Genomic DNA, 13,851 nt, shown 5'->3' with positions numbered 1-13,851 from the left:
TTGACTACGAAAAGCAGCTTAAAGCTTGTCTGCGTTTTTAGACAGGTAATCAGCAACACCTTCTGGCGTGTCTTTCATTCCTGAATCACCTTTGTTCCAACCAGCTGGGCAAACTTCACCGTATTCTTCGTGGAATTGAAGTGCTTCAACCATACGAACCAATTCATCAACGTTACGGCCTAATGGTAGATCGTTAACAACTTGGTGACGAACAATACCTTGATCATCCACTAGGAAAGCACCACGTAGAGCAACGTTGCCTGGGTGAACGATACCGTAAGCTTCCATGATAGAACCACCAAGGTCGGCAACCAATGGGAATTTAACTTTCCCTAGACCGCCTTGCTCGATAGGCGTGTTGCGCCATGCGTTATGCGTGAATTGTGAGTCAACGGAAATACCGACTACTTCAGTGTTTAGTGCTTTGAAAGTCTCGACACGGTGATCAAAAGCCAAGATTTCTGAAGGACAAACAAAAGTAAAGTCTAGCGGGTAGAAGAAAACAATCGCGTATTTACCCTTGATGTGGTTTTTCAAGTTAAAGTCATCAACGATGGTTCCATCTGCCAAAACGGCCGCAGCTGTAAAATCTGGAGCTGCTTTTGTTACTAATACTGACATAAGTTATTTCCTTATAGTTGTTAAACTGAATCTGCAATAGTATAGTCAATTCATTTCATATTGAAAGTTCAATTTCCCGTGTTTTTAGTCAAGAAATACCTTAAATAATTTCAGGCTATTGACTGTTTTGGTTATAGAAAACATGGGTTTGGCCGATATTAAAAGCAGTGATAGAACTTTTCTTATTAAGGAAAAAGTTGCATGTTTATCGTTTATTCGCCTGAAGGTCAAAGTTACATTGGTGCTTCGCAAGTTCGTCCAGATTTGAGGGTTGACCCTGCGGCTAAAGTTCCAGCTGTGCCAGAATCTGGACTGGAAGAGACCAATATCAACCTTGAGATGGCGGAAAAGAATAAGAAAATGAACCAAGCCATCCACCAATACCAATCGGTAAAAGAAGGGGATGGACGTCATGCTGTTTTTCACATTGGTGAAATTATGTCGACACCGGTTTTTACCATTTCTGAGAAAGCTTCGTTAATGGATGCATGGGAAATGATGCAACACCATGCTATTCATCATATTCCAGTGGTAAATGAAATGGAGACACTGGTAGGCATGATTTCTTTCCATGAAATACTCCAAAGAGCGATTGTCGGTAGAGAAGGTGAGTTGGAGGAAATTCGTCAGGAAACTGTTGGGCAGTGGATGCATAAAGAGGTGATCACCACACTGGGTAAAACCGACATCAGGAAAGTTGCATTGGTCATGAGTCAATATCAAATTGGCAGTATCGTTATCTTGAGTGATGACAAAAAGTTGTTGGGGATTGTGACGCTGTCAGACTTGGTGAAACGTTTGTCAGAAGAACCGCCGTTGACAGTTTATGTATAAAAAAGCCGCATGAACTTGCGTTCTGCGGCTTAGTGTCGCTTTAAGCTTGAGTGTTGTTTTGTGCTTCAGCCAAATCTTTATGAACTTGTTCCATATCCAGTTCACGTAAGCCTTTGATGCCTTCTTCCAAATTAGCTTCTGGTAGTAACCCTGGGTTTGAGAAGACCACGATTTTTTCACGCATGAAAACCAATGTTGGAATTGAACGTACTTGAAACAAGCCTGCAAGTTCTTGCTGTTCTTCAACATTGACCTTAGCGAAAACGATGTCTGGGTGTTTTTCAGACACAGATTCAAAAATCGGCGAAAACTGCTTGCATGGACCACACCATTCTGCCCAGAAATCTAGAATAACGATTTCATTATCTGTGATTGTTTTTTCAAATTCTTCTGCTGTCAGGTTGATGGTTGCCATAGTTTGCTCCTTGTGAGTGCTTTGACTAGCTTAAATGGATGGCGTTCCGCCGCGAGTTAATAAAAGAGGGTTGAGGTAACGCTCAAGCGTTTCATCGTCTAGGTCGGTCATTTCTTTGGCGACATCAAATACTGGACGACCGGTTTGGTAGGCGGTCTTAGCGATTTTTGCGCCGGTTTCATAACCTACCACAGAGTTTAAGGCTGTTACCAGAATCGGGTTGATTTCCAATGCTTCATTCAGCTTGGTCTCATTCACTACAAACCCAGTAATGGCTTGATCTGCAAGTTGAATGGCTGCATTTGCCGCAATTTCCAAACTTTGAAGTAGATTGGTCGCAATCATTGGCAACATCACATTTAATTGGAAGTTACCCGATTGTGCACCAACAGTGATCGCGGTGTGATTTCCCATGATTTGGGCTGCGACCATGCAAACCGCTTCAGGGGTAACCGGGTTGACTTTACCTGGCATGATTGAACTTCCAGGTTGAAGTGCCGGCAGCTGAATTTCACCCAAGCCGGCTAGAGGGCCTGAGTTCATCCAGCGTAAGTCGTTGGCGATTTTCATTAAGCTAGCAGCTAGAACATTTAGTTGCCCGCTTAGTTCCAAAGCAGTGTCCTGTGAACTTAAGCCAACGAAGAAGTTCGGCATGGGTTCAAACGGAATAGCGGTGATGGTGGAAAGGTTCGCGCAAACCAAACCACTGAATTCCGGTTCGGCATTGATGCCTGTTCCAACAGCCGTCCCACCCTGAGGTAATTTATGTAAACGTTTTTGCGTGTCTTTTAGGCGATCAATGTTGTCTTCGATCAGTTGGCGCCATGCGGAAATTTCTTGTCCAAGTGTAACTGGGGTGGCATCCATTAAATGGGTGCGACCGGTTTTGACAATATCCCCAACTTCCTGCTCTTTATCCTTTAATACCGAGACGAGGTGTGTCAATGCCGGTAATAGATGTTCTTCCAGTTCAATAGCAGCTGAAATATGAATGGTTGTCGGGATAACATCATTCGAGCTTTGACTCATGTTGACGTCATCATTCGGGTGAACGTCTGTTCCCATCATTTGTTTTGCAAGATGTGCAATCACTTCATTCGCATTCATATTGGTGCTGGTACCAGAACCTGTTTGAAATACATCTATCGGGAAATGCTCGTAGTACTTACCGTCAATCAACTCTTTTGCGGCTGCTTGAATAGCGGTTGCTTTTTCTTGTGATAAGAGTCCAAGTTCAAGGTTACTTTCGGAACAAGCAAATTTCACATAGCCAAGTGCCTGAATGAATTTTTTCGGCATTGGGGTGTGGCTAATGGGGAAGTTGTTAATGGCCCTTTGTGTTTGCGCGCCATAAAGCGCATCAACTGGAACTTCAAGTGTTCCCATGCTGTCTTTTTCAGTGCGAAATGCCTGCGTCATATAAGTCGATCTCGTACAAATTGCGAACTCTACGCATGAGGTTTTAGGGGGCTTGGAGGCCGAAACCTTTTCGAAGAGTCTTTCATGTGAAGAAAAAAAATTAAATTGTTGGTATTCTATCTTATCCAGGCAAGTGTCTGAGAAAAACTCTTTATAAATAGCGATAAACTTCATGAAGTCAATTAAAAACGATATATCCAATTTCTTTTACAAGAATGGACTGTGGTGGTGCTTGCACTACAACCGGAAGTTTGCTGCTATTACCTTGTCAGATGAACTCGAGTCCCGCATAGGGGCGGCGGTTATCACGAGCGACGACTTCATGTCCTATATGCTGCCCGAGTCGGTACATCACTTTATGACCCACACCCAAGCTATGCTTGAAGGCAAGCAAACGAATATCCAATTCCTGATGGGCTTGAATATCGATGATGATATTGTTTGGTTGGTGAATGATTTGCGTCATCAAAAAAATTCAAACTCCGACACAGAAGTCATTTGTGCTTCTTGTATAGATATTTCGCAGATGTATAAGTTAGAAGAGCGTTTAATTGCATCTCACAGTGATTTAATCATCGAAAGGTTACAAGAGAAAGAGCGGCGTTCTCAACAAGAGAATGCTTTGCTTCATGATTTGTATAAGAGTCAGACTAAGTTTTTGGCGATGCTCAGTCATGAGTTAAGAACGCCTTTGATGGGGATGAGCAGTTTGATTGGTGTTGCCAAACAGAACCAAGATAATGGATTGCCTGTCGATGAACAGCTTCAAATCATGAAGCTAACAGTGGATCAACTGAACTTTTTGATTAACGACATTCTGACTTATTCTCAAACAGAGTCTGAGCATATTCAGATTAACCCAAGTACTTTCACCGTTGATGAAATGGCGGAGTATGTGACGCATTTGACGAAGTCGATAGCCAATGACAAGAAAGTAACTGTATCGGTCGCCAAAAAGACCAGGACTTGCTGTTTCTATGGAGATTTATTGAGAATCTCTCAGATATTGGTCAATTTGATTGTCAATGCCATCAAGTTTACCCATGAAGGTGGGGTTTTTGTTGAAATAGAAGAATCGCAAATTGGTTTGCAGTTTTCCATTACCGACTCCGGTGAAGGAATTGATGAGGCACAATTGCAAAATATCTTTGAACCATTCAAACAGCTTGAGTCAAAAGGGAGTCAGCAATATTTTGGTTCAGGTTTAGGTCTGCCTATTGTTAAGCGACTGGTTGAGTTATTGGGAGGCACGATTGAGGTCGAATCAATCAAGGGGGTTGGCACCAAGTTTACCGTTGATTTGCCGATTGATGAAGGGATTTGTGAGCAGAATGAGCGTTCTCCTGAAGATATCGAATCTCGCATTGAACACAAACAGAAATTGATCGAGCTTAAAGAGCCGCTTAGTGTTCTGATAGCTGATGACTCCATTATCAATCGAAAAGTTTTGGAGTTGTTCTTGCATGAAATCAATTGTGAAGTCGAACATGCAGAAGATGGTAATCAAGCCTGGCAGAAGTTTTTGGAAAAAGATTTCGATATCGTCTTTCTGGATATTCAAATGCCGGAAATGGACGGTATGGAAGTTTGTAGAAAGATCAGAGCACTTGATCATGGCTTAAAACCTAAGCTAAAAGGCGTTTATGCGCTTACTGCAGCCCATACGGAAGATGAAATTTCCAAACTGGGACTGGAAATAGACAAAACGCTTTTTGATGCGTGGATTGAGAAACCTATTTCACAAGACAAGGTTTTTGGCGCCCTTTATAAGGAGCTGGTAGCAAGGGAGGAACTCTCAAAAGCACCGTTGACTAAAATTGTTCCAGACACATTGACTCACCTTCTTCCACAATTTATTGAATCAACCTCCAATGATTTGGAAAAGCTTCAAACGTTGTTGAAAGAGAAAGACGAAGTTCAATTTCGTCAAGTTTCTCATAGTCTAAAAGGGAATTTGATGTTGTTTGAAGTTGAGGAGATGTTGGAGATGATTAAAAGGATGGAGGCACTATCCTTTAAGTCTGATCAAGAAGAACTTGAGGGATTATTATTGCAAATAAATAGAATTTATCGTAGCCTGTATTAATTTTTTGGCAAATGAAGTTATAATTAATAGCTGTTTGCTTAAAGCAGATTTTACATTTTCTAATTAAAAGGATTTAAGGAACGATTATGGCAGGTGCCAAACCTACAGTTTTGATCTCTGAAGACCATGACCTAGTAAGAGCTGGGTTTAAGTCGATTTTGGAGTCGGATGGTGCTGTGTCAGTGATTGCTGAAGCCAAGGATGGTGAGGAAACGCTGACGTTAACCGAAGAAAAGAAACCGGATTTGTTGCTGATAGATCTGTCCATGCCGAAATTAAGTGGTATGGCAGTAGTCTCTCAGCTTAAGAAACGTAAAAATCCAGTTAAAATCATTGTATTGACCGCTGCGGAAGCGCCGAATGTTTGGAAGGAAGTTCTGGACTTGGGCGTAGACGGTGTCGCTTTGAAGTCGGTTTCAAAAGCGGAGTTGATTTCAGGTATTGACCTGGTTTTAAACGGTCAGGTATTTGTTCACTCTGAGATAGAATCTGATTTGAACACTTATCTTGAATCGCTTGAGCAAGTCAAAACAATTGAGACGGGGTTTAAGAAGCCTAAGAAATTGTCCATCCGAGAAAAGCAGGTTATCAAGCTGGTCGCGGAAGGTTATAAGACAAAAGATATCGCCGAAATGCTAGATATATCAGATAGAACAGTGTCTAAGCATCGAGAGAATATCATGACGAAACTAGGGATGGCATCTTCTGCTGAATTGGTTAACTATGCAAGCCACATAGGGTTGTTGAAAGTTAAGTTAGACGAAATTAAGTAATGCCCCTGCTAGGGTGAATATCCCGCGCGTAACTGCGACGGGATATTTATTCTCTTCTATCGGTATTGTTTCAAATACCACCATTCAAAGAATTTTTTCGCGTAATGCATTAAACGACAAGGCGGTAGTAAAATCGTACCTTGTTCTGTACGTTTGATGAAAACGCCGTGCGAAAGTGTATCGATAATACAAATCAACTCATGTTTGATCGTTTCCGAAGGAACTGCGCCGCGCAGTTCGCTGATTAAGTTATGGGCTGCAGTAGCTGCCTGTAAGTCAGCAGCATGAGCCTGTTTTGCCTGCCATTCAGGCCCAGGGTAGCTTCCAGAGTCACCCGCGACATAAGTTTTCTCAAGACCGGAAACTTGGCAAAGAGCGTTGGCTTTTATCATTCCACCTTCGGATTTTTCAATCTCTGAATCCTGAAGCCATGCCGGTCCTGTCATGCCCGGCATAAAGAGAATCAAGTCTGCTTCAAACTCGCCACCTTCGGTTATGACTTTGTTGGGCTCAAAGCCTTTCATCTTATGACCTAAGTGAGTTTTAATACCTTTTTTATCCATCATTTTTAAGACGGCATTTGGTACTTTATCGCCAAGGCGTTTTCCAGGTTGAGGTGCAGGATTGAAGAAGATGATTTCAAACTTGCTGCGTCTGCCTTGTCGACGCAGTAGTGTGTCGATGCCGAATAAAAACTCAAACATCGGACCACCACGCATGGCGGATGGTTCATTAGGGTTGGCGCCAAATCCAATAGCGATGGTACCACTGGCCATGCTGTCAAGCTTGTCTCGAATGGCTTCAGCTGCGGAAATGCCTTCGCAAGGCGTGATAGCATGCTCAATGCCTGGGAGTTTCTTAATGAAACGACCACCTGTCGCGATGATTAGACCGTCATTCTGGTACTCGCCATCTGTTGTTACCACTGTTCTGCCTTGGTTTATGACATTGAGGACGCTGGCTTGGATATGTTTGACGTTCTGTCTTTCAAAAAAATTGGTCAAATCCACCTCTAAAGAACGCCCTTCCTTTTCTCTGGCTGGAATCCAGATAATACTGGGCAAATAAACCAGTTGTTTGCTTGGTGCAATAACTGTAATTTCAGCTTGTGGTGCTTGTTTTCTTATTTCTTTAACGGCGGTTAGTGCCGCAAAGCCTGTTCCAAGGATGGTAATATTCATAGGTGTCAGCCCTTGTTCTCTGCTTAAGCTTTTTATGTGGTTGTAGTGTCTATCTATTTGTATGATAACGAGAAACTCCCTGAGTTTGGAATCAATTTTTATGTTCAATATCTATAAGTAATTTCTATTTGTCATAAGTTAAATTTATTAGACGCTTTTCATCGTTTTATTGAGTCATGATTTAGTGGGAATCCTCTCAGCAATCTCCTACTTAAAAAGGTAAAATACCGATACCGTGAACGTACACAAAGAGAAAATCTGAAGTAGGGATTATGAAAAAAATTCTGCTGGCAATAGCCACTGCCGTTACTATGCTGAGCTTGTTTAGTTTGAGTGGTTGTGAAAAGGTGTCTAATACCGCCAAGAACATCCAATCTGATTGGGTTGGACTGGATCGAAAGATTGAAATCTATAGTTGTTATTCCGGTAAGTTAATTAAGGTGATTAAAGGTAATATTCGTCTTAACCAAGATGATAAATTTGCCAACGGCGCGTCATTTTTAGTGAATGGAAAGAAAATGCATACCAATATGTGTTTTATCGTGCAGGAAATCGGAATTAAAGAAGAGGCACAATGATCTTGAAAAACCTTGCTTTTACACTTGTGGCTGTGACTGTTTTATTGTCAGGTTGTAGTCAGATTCAAACTAAGAAAATTGATGACACGCATTTTATCTTAACCCACCCATACAACGGACCGCCAAGAGATTTGGCGAGTCGTGCATTGGCCTCAAAAGCAAGTGAACTGTGCCCGAGTGGCTACGATGTGCTGTCTAAAAATGCAGCGAAAAAAGCCGAATTTGGTTACAGTGATGATCAATGTGTTGCATATAAGCATTGTGACTATGTCTTAGAGTGGCGTATCAGTTGTGCCGATAAACCGAAAGATGGTTTCTCTATATTCGGTAAGCACTAATTCAGAAATTTTCGTAAATTTAAGAATGCACAAACGGAATTGCCATGTCTAATGCGAAGCACTATCTCTGGTTAGTCGGATTTTCGGTTTTGGCCTTTTGGCAAATAGGCCAAATTGTCTACTGGCCGAAGCCGGTTCAAACGTTATTGCTCTATGCTCCCTATATTGCGGCTGCATTGGGAATTTTTATCAGTGTTTTTCTTAATCGAATTCAACCTATCTTTCTATTGTTAACCTTGGCGGTGTTGAACTTCGCCATTGTTTACTTTTTTCCGAAAAATACCGGACAAACGGATGTCTTAGCCGTCACTGCATTTTATCCATTGCTGGCAACATTTTTGCCGTTGAACCTTTTACTCTGGATTTTATTGCCCGAGAAAGGGGTGATGTCTAAACCCTATGTCTTTAGTTTGCTCGCTTTGTTTGGGTTACAGGGATTTGGGTTCTACTGGTTGATGGATAATTTGCCAATGAATGTCATTCTGACAATGGCGCAACCTGTAGGTGCTTCCGGCATTACGCTGCCAATGGTTCCGTTTTTGGTGACGATGGCAGTATGGTTAGTGATTGTTATTCGTAATGCGTTTCAAGACCACCCTAAAGTTTTAGATAATACCGTTATCTTTGTATTGATACTCATGGCGTATGGGCTGAATCAATATGCATCCTTTGGGGTGTTGGCTTGGTTGTCATCAATAGCCGCAGGGTTGATTATTTTATCTCTGGTTTTTGACTCCCATCAAATTGCTCACACTGACCAATTAACCGGTATGAAGGGGCGTAGAGCATTATTTGAGCGGTTTACCGGATTAGGTCGTAAATATGCCATTGCCATGATGGATATCGATCACTTCAAATCCTTTAATGACCGCTATGGTCACGATATTGGAGATAACGCGCTGAAGTTGGTTGCCTACCAATTATCCAGAATTCCCCTTGGTTACCCTTATCGTTACGGAGGGGAAGAGTTTACGGTTGTTTTTCCAGGTAAAACTGCCGAGCAAGTGAAACCGATTTTGGATGATATTCGCGTCCAGATATCAGAAGTGCCTTTGGAAGTGATGGAAAAGGGACAGAAAGCGGAAACAAAAGTAACGGTGAGCTTTGGCTTGGCAGAAAAAACGGAAAGAAGTCAGCAGCCCGAAGCGGTTATGAAGTTGGCAGATGAAGCACTTTACGTCGCGAAAAAAGCCGGAAGAAACTGTGTGAAAGTGTATGGCGAGACAGCTGCGAAAACGACAGCAAAAACATCGTCAACCACTCGAAAACGCTCACAAACGAAAGAAGATAAAGCATGACAGATAAAACCAAACTAAAACGCGTTTCTGAAACTTCAGAGCTAGAGATTCAGTTCAAACTTAGTTTGTTGGATGACACAGTGGTAGAGCGGACCGAGGAAGATGAAGTCTTTGTATTTCAAGTTGGTGACGGTCAGTTTTTAGCCAAGTTAGACGAACTACTTGTTGGGCTAGAAGAAGGAACGCGTGCAAAATTCACTCTGATGCCCGAAGATGCTTTTGGGCAGCCAGATCCTATGAATTTCCAAACCATGAAAAAGACAGACTTTCCTGAGGGCATGCAACTGACCGAGGGGCATGTCATTGGCTTCAATACACCAACTGGAGATGAAATTCCGGCAACGGTATATCAAATCAAGGAAGATGAGGTGGTGATGGATTTTAATCATCCATTGGCGGGTCAGCCGCTGATTTTTGATGTCACGATAGTAAAGGTTTTGTCTTAATTTTTTAAGCTTTTCTACAAAGCTTATGAGTGCTTTTTTAAATATTGTTGTTTGTGCTCTTGGCTGCAAAAGGCAATGTTGTGTGCAGTACCAATCGTTTCTGACGGGTCAAGGGGAATGGCTTCCGACTCTGGTAGTCTTAAGCCACACTCTGCGCAAGTAACCATGCGTTCCGCTTCTTCAGGTGTTGTACGGTGTTCTTGTGCATTGCCTGATAGTGCATCTTGACGAATCTCGTTGACCCTTTTCATAATAAAGCGCACTAGCAAGTATGCGAAGAAAGCGACGACGAATAATAGTAGAGTTTTCATTGTACCAACCTAGTTTGATTGTGAGTGGTAACGCGCCACTTGCGACGGGTCAAAAGTGCTTTGGTTCAGGTCTATGCCAGCAGCATTCATTTTATCTTCCAACTCACGCTTTTCTGCTAATAAATCAATGAGTTCAGAGTGGTTGTCTTCAAGACGATGCATCTGCTCAAGCCCTAAGTGATAAAAACGCATGGTTTTCATGGCTTGGTGGTCGTTGATGGCGACATCTTTTCTGAGTTTTTCCATGACGTTAGTGATGCGCATTAATGAACGCTTTAGTCGCCAGCCGTACATGGATTCACGCATCCAGGCTTTATCAACAAAGAAAACCTTGACGATAAAAAAGGTGATAATCAGGCCAACCAAAGCGCCAATGAAATTTAGTACCCAAGGGTTTGAGTTATATGCAGAGAGTAGTTTGACGCTTAGCGTGGCGAAAATCATACCGATGACTAAAAACATTCCCATGATGATGAGAGTGGCATTACGTGTCTTTTGTCGATATAGCTTAGGGTCAACGTCTTGGATTTCGAACATAAAGTTTCCAGAGTGCTTGTGTAATTTTATTTTTTAACAGAAAGCCAATTCTATTAAAAAAACGGCGGGGCGGGTAGCTTTTAGCGACCAAGTTTCAACTTAAATAGTTGGAATCAAGTATAATTTGCGGTTTTAAAAGATTTGCACTTTTGATGTTAAGAATGGAAGTGCCATTTAAATTTTATAGATGATGAAGCGACAAGATTTTTATTTTGACCTACCGGAAGCACTGATTGCACAAACGCCTGCCAAAGAGCGTACCGGAAGCCGTTTATTGGTTGTTGAACCCAATGGCGAGGTTTCGGATAAGCGGTTTCCTGATCTTTTGGATTACATTCAGCCCAACGACTGTCTTATCTTTAACAATACGAAAGTGATACCGGCACGCTTGTTTGGTCATAAGCATAGTGGCGGTAAGGTTGAGTTTTTGGTTGAGCGTATTTTGGATGATCAGCGTGTGCTGACGCACATCCGTTCAAGCAATGCACCTAAGCCCGGGACGAAGATCCGCATTGAAGATCAAATTGAGGTTGAAGTGCTGGGCAGAGATGATGCATTGTTTGAAGTTGCATTTGAGTTGTCAGAGGGCGAAACGGCACTTTCTTTGATTGAAGCCTGTGGTCATATGCCGTTACCCCCTTATATTGAACGTGCGGATGGTGAAGAAGATAAGTCTCGCTATCAGACAGTTTACTCCGAGAAGCCGGGAGCGGTGGCCGCGCCGACTGCTGGGTTACATTTTGATGAAACTATGTTGGACAAGATTCGTCAAAAAGGGGCGCAAATCGGCTTTGTCACTTTGCATGTCGGTGCGGGCACATTTAAGCCGGTGCAGGTGGACGACATCAGCGAGCATCGTATGCATTCAGAGGTTATTGAGGTATTGCCTGAAACGGTCGAGCTGATTCATTCTACAAAGCAGAAGGGCGGTCGGGTTTTTGCCATAGGTACGACATCCGTCAGAAGTTTGGAGAGTGCAGCGACTTTCAATGATGGCGTGCTGACTGCGTATCAAGGTGAAACCGATATTTTCATTACCCCAGGCTATGACTTCAAGGTGGTGGATGTTTTATTGACCAATTTCCATTTGCCGGAATCGACCTTGATTATGTTGGTATCTGCGTTAGCAGGCTATGAAACGACGATGAATGCATACCGACATGCAGTTGAGGAAAAGTATCGCTTTTTCAGCTACGGTGATGCAATGCTGGTACATCCGGCGAAAAAAGCTAAATCTTAAATTTATTTGACGAAGAAAAGACGATGGAATTCGAATTAGATAACCAAGACGGAAGAGCCAGAAGAGGGCGATTAAAGTTTGAGCGAGGTGTGGTGGAAACGCCAGCTTTTATGCCGGTAGGCACTTATGGTTCCGTAAAAGGGATGACGCCGGAAGAAATTGAAGATACTGGCGCTCAAATCATCTTGGGCAATACTTTTCACCTAGCGATTCGTCCGGGAACGGATATTATTGAACAGCATGGTGATTTGCATGACTTCATCAATTGGGAAGGTCCTATTCTGACGGATTCGGGCGGTTTTCAGGTGTTCAGCCTTGGTAAGATGCGTAAGATCAGCGAGCAAGGTGTTCACTTCCGTAACCCGGTGAATGGTTCCAAACTGTTTATGGGGCCTGAAGAGTCAATGGAAGTGCAGCGTAAGCTTGGCTCTGATATTGTGATGATTTTCGATGAATGCACGCCTTATCCGGCGAGTTATGAGGTAGCGGCAGACTCCATGCGTCTTTCGTTGCGCTGGGCGCAACGCTCCAAAGAGGCACATGGTGATAACCCTTCCGCGTTGTTTGGTATTGTGCAGGGTGGTATGTATGAGGCGCTACGTATCGAATCCATCGAAGCATTAAAGGAAATTGGTTTCGATGGTTACGCCATTGGCGGCTTGTCTGTTGGTGAGCCTAAAGAAGAAATGATGGCGACGCTTGATTTTACCGAGCCGCACATGCCGAAAGACAAGCCTCGATATATGATGGGTGTCGGTAAGCCGGAAGATATTGTTGAAGCGGTACGCCGTGGAATCGATATGTTCGACTGTGTTATTCCAACCCGTAATGCCCGAAACGGCTTTTTGTTTACGCATGACGGTGTGGTTAAAATCCGAAATGCGGTGCACAAAACCAGTTTAGAACCTTTGGATGCACAGTGTGATTGTTATACCTGTAAAAACTACACACGTGCCTATCTGCATCACCTGGACAAGTGCGGCGAGATTCTGGGGGCCAGATTGAATACCATTCATAACCTGCATTATTATCAATTGTTGATGAAAGGGTTGCGTGAAGCCATTGCCAATAATCAGTTGGAATCTTACGTAAAACACTTTTATCACCAAAGAGGCGAGGTTGTCCCGCCAATGTGATTCTGACCCAACCTGGTAGATTTTGAAAAATCTGCCAGGTTGGGGGTTCTGGCAAGGCGCAGGTCTTACCGGATTTAATGAGTGAGAAACTGTTGATTTGGCCTGTTTTTGCATAGTATTTTTAAGTGAACTATGCCAAAATACGGCGACTAATTTTTAGATAAATCTTATTGGGAGACAAAAGATGAGTTTTTTTATTTCTGATGCGATGGCAGATGGTGGCGCGGCAGCGGCACAAGGTGGCGGTTTTGAAGCTTTATTGCCATTGATTATTTTATTTGTCGTATTTTACTTTTTGTTGATTCGTCCTCAGCAAAAGAAAGTGAAAGAACACAAAAAGTTGGTGGAAGCACTTTCTAAAGGTTCAGAAGTCGTTACTTACGGTGGTCTTGCCGGTAAGATTCGTGATATGGATGAGAACTTCGTTGATTTGGAAATTGCCAACAACGTAATCGTCAAAGTTGAAAGACAAAATGTTTCTCGTGAATTGCCAAAAGGAACCTTGAAAGGGACTGCGGAATAATCGAGACGCTTTTCAGAAGGGGCATCATGCCCCTTTTGTTGTTTTAAGCCACGCTGTAAGTTCAAACCTTTGAACCTTCAAATCCTTACGGGTGGTGCTGTTTTAACGTTGAGTT

At 42.7% G+C, this 13,851-nt stretch carries 16 protein-coding genes; 10 read left to right on the top strand and 6 right to left on the bottom strand.

All coding sequences use genetic code 11. The annotated features are described in order from the left end of the window. Positions 1-18: 18 nt before the first annotated feature. Entirely contained in the window at positions 19-621 is a 603-nt protein-coding gene (locus F8R13_RS04085; protein ID WP_152832012.1) for a peroxiredoxin, read from the bottom strand. 201 nt (positions 622-822) lie between these two features. On the opposite strand from F8R13_RS04085, the gene F8R13_RS04080 reads away from it, so the two are divergent. Further along, positions 823-1,455, top strand: coding sequence for an HPP family protein (locus F8R13_RS04080; RefSeq protein ID WP_152832011.1), 633 nt, complete (start codon positions 823-825; stop codon positions 1,453-1,455). 40 nt (positions 1,456-1,495) lie between these two features. On the opposite strand, the gene trxA is transcribed toward F8R13_RS04080, so the two are convergent. Both trxA and F8R13_RS04070 read right to left on the bottom strand, forming a co-directional pair. Further along, entirely contained in the window at positions 1,496-1,870 is a 375-nt protein-coding gene (trxA, locus tag F8R13_RS04075; protein ID WP_152832010.1) for a thioredoxin, read from the bottom strand. Between the two features lie 30 nt (positions 1,871-1,900). Then, on the bottom strand, positions 1,901-3,289 hold the full coding sequence (locus F8R13_RS04070; RefSeq protein WP_152832009.1) for an aspartate ammonia-lyase: 1,389 nt from the start codon (positions 3,287-3,289) through the stop codon (positions 1,901-1,903). 172 nt (positions 3,290-3,461) lie between these two features. Between F8R13_RS04070 and F8R13_RS04065 the strand changes: the two genes are divergently transcribed. Together F8R13_RS04065 and F8R13_RS04060 are read left to right on the top strand one after the other, a co-directional pair. Continuing rightward, the gene (locus F8R13_RS04065) at positions 3,462-5,375 is read left to right on the top strand and encodes an ATP-binding protein (RefSeq protein WP_152832008.1); all 1,914 of its coding nucleotides are present in this window, start codon (positions 3,462-3,464) and stop codon (positions 5,373-5,375) included. Between the two features lie 86 nt (positions 5,376-5,461). After that, a complete protein-coding gene (locus F8R13_RS04060; RefSeq protein WP_152832007.1) occupies positions 5,462-6,148 on the top strand; it encodes a response regulator transcription factor in 687 nt (228 codons plus the stop codon). A 56-nt stretch (positions 6,149-6,204) separates the two neighbouring features. On the opposite strand, the gene F8R13_RS04055 is transcribed toward F8R13_RS04060, so the two are convergent. Then, positions 6,205-7,329: an NAD(P)/FAD-dependent oxidoreductase gene (locus tag F8R13_RS04055; RefSeq protein WP_152832006.1), complete on the bottom strand. Its 1,125-nt coding sequence runs from the start codon at positions 7,327-7,329 to the stop codon at positions 6,205-6,207. Between the two features lie 272 nt (positions 7,330-7,601). Here F8R13_RS04055 and F8R13_RS04050 point away from each other — a divergent pair, with 272 nt between their 5' ends. Genes F8R13_RS04050 through F8R13_RS04035 form a run of 4 tightly spaced genes read left to right on the top strand, consistent with a single transcriptional unit; the run spans position 7,602 to position 9,989 of the window. Then, positions 7,602-7,907 (top strand): DUF5052 family protein, encoded by a 306-nt coding sequence (locus F8R13_RS04050; RefSeq protein ID WP_152832005.1) that lies wholly within the window; start codon positions 7,602-7,604, stop codon positions 7,905-7,907. Beyond that, complete coding sequence (locus F8R13_RS04045; RefSeq protein WP_152832004.1) at positions 7,904-8,245, top strand: hypothetical protein; 342 nt, start codon at positions 7,904-7,906, stop codon at positions 8,243-8,245. Before F8R13_RS04050 ends, F8R13_RS04045 begins: the two co-directional genes overlap by 4 nt. A 44-nt stretch (positions 8,246-8,289) precedes the next feature. Continuing rightward, the gene (locus F8R13_RS04040; protein WP_152832003.1) at positions 8,290-9,543 is read left to right on the top strand and encodes a GGDEF domain-containing protein; all 1,254 of its coding nucleotides are present in this window, start codon (positions 8,290-8,292) and stop codon (positions 9,541-9,543) included. Continuing rightward, positions 9,540-9,989, top strand: coding sequence for a peptidylprolyl isomerase (locus tag F8R13_RS04035; RefSeq protein ID WP_152832002.1), 450 nt, complete (start codon positions 9,540-9,542; stop codon positions 9,987-9,989). The genes F8R13_RS04040 and F8R13_RS04035 overlap by 4 nt, the downstream gene beginning before the upstream one ends. Before the next feature lie 23 nt (positions 9,990-10,012). On the opposite strand, the gene F8R13_RS04030 is transcribed toward F8R13_RS04035, so the two are convergent. Further along, on the bottom strand, positions 10,013-10,300 hold the full coding sequence (locus F8R13_RS04030; RefSeq protein ID WP_152832001.1) for a PP0621 family protein: 288 nt from the start codon (positions 10,298-10,300) through the stop codon (positions 10,013-10,015). Positions 10,301-10,309: 9 nt separating this feature from the next. Then, complete coding sequence (locus F8R13_RS04025; protein WP_152832000.1) at positions 10,310-10,837, bottom strand: DUF3087 family protein; 528 nt, start codon at positions 10,835-10,837, stop codon at positions 10,310-10,312. Between the two features lie 190 nt (positions 10,838-11,027). Here F8R13_RS04025 and queA point away from each other — a divergent pair, with 190 nt between their 5' ends. The 3 genes from queA to yajC all read left to right on the top strand — a co-directional run bounded on the left by queA (position 11,028) and on the right by yajC (position 13,736). Continuing rightward, the gene (gene queA / locus F8R13_RS04020) at positions 11,028-12,077 is read left to right on the top strand and encodes a tRNA preQ1(34) S-adenosylmethionine ribosyltransferase-isomerase QueA (protein WP_152832117.1); all 1,050 of its coding nucleotides are present in this window, start codon (positions 11,028-11,030) and stop codon (positions 12,075-12,077) included. 23 nt (positions 12,078-12,100) lie between these two features. Beyond that, positions 12,101-13,213, top strand: a complete 1,113-nt coding sequence (gene tgt, locus F8R13_RS04015; protein WP_152831999.1) for a tRNA guanosine(34) transglycosylase Tgt — start codon at positions 12,101-12,103, stop codon at positions 13,211-13,213. A gap of 184 nt (positions 13,214-13,397) precedes the next feature. Further along, a complete protein-coding gene (yajC, locus tag F8R13_RS04010) occupies positions 13,398-13,736 on the top strand; it encodes a preprotein translocase subunit YajC (RefSeq protein ID WP_152831998.1) in 339 nt (112 codons plus the stop codon). Positions 13,737-13,851 lie beyond the last annotated feature (115 nt).

The sequence above is a fragment of the Hydrogenovibrio sp. JE_KL2 genome (genome assembly GCF_009296185.1).
In the GTDB taxonomy this organism is placed as follows: Bacteria; Pseudomonadota; Gammaproteobacteria; order Thiomicrospirales; family Thiomicrospiraceae; genus Hydrogenovibrio.
The sequence above is the reverse complement of the archived record's forward strand: the minus strand, read 5'-3'. Positions and strand labels throughout refer to the sequence as shown.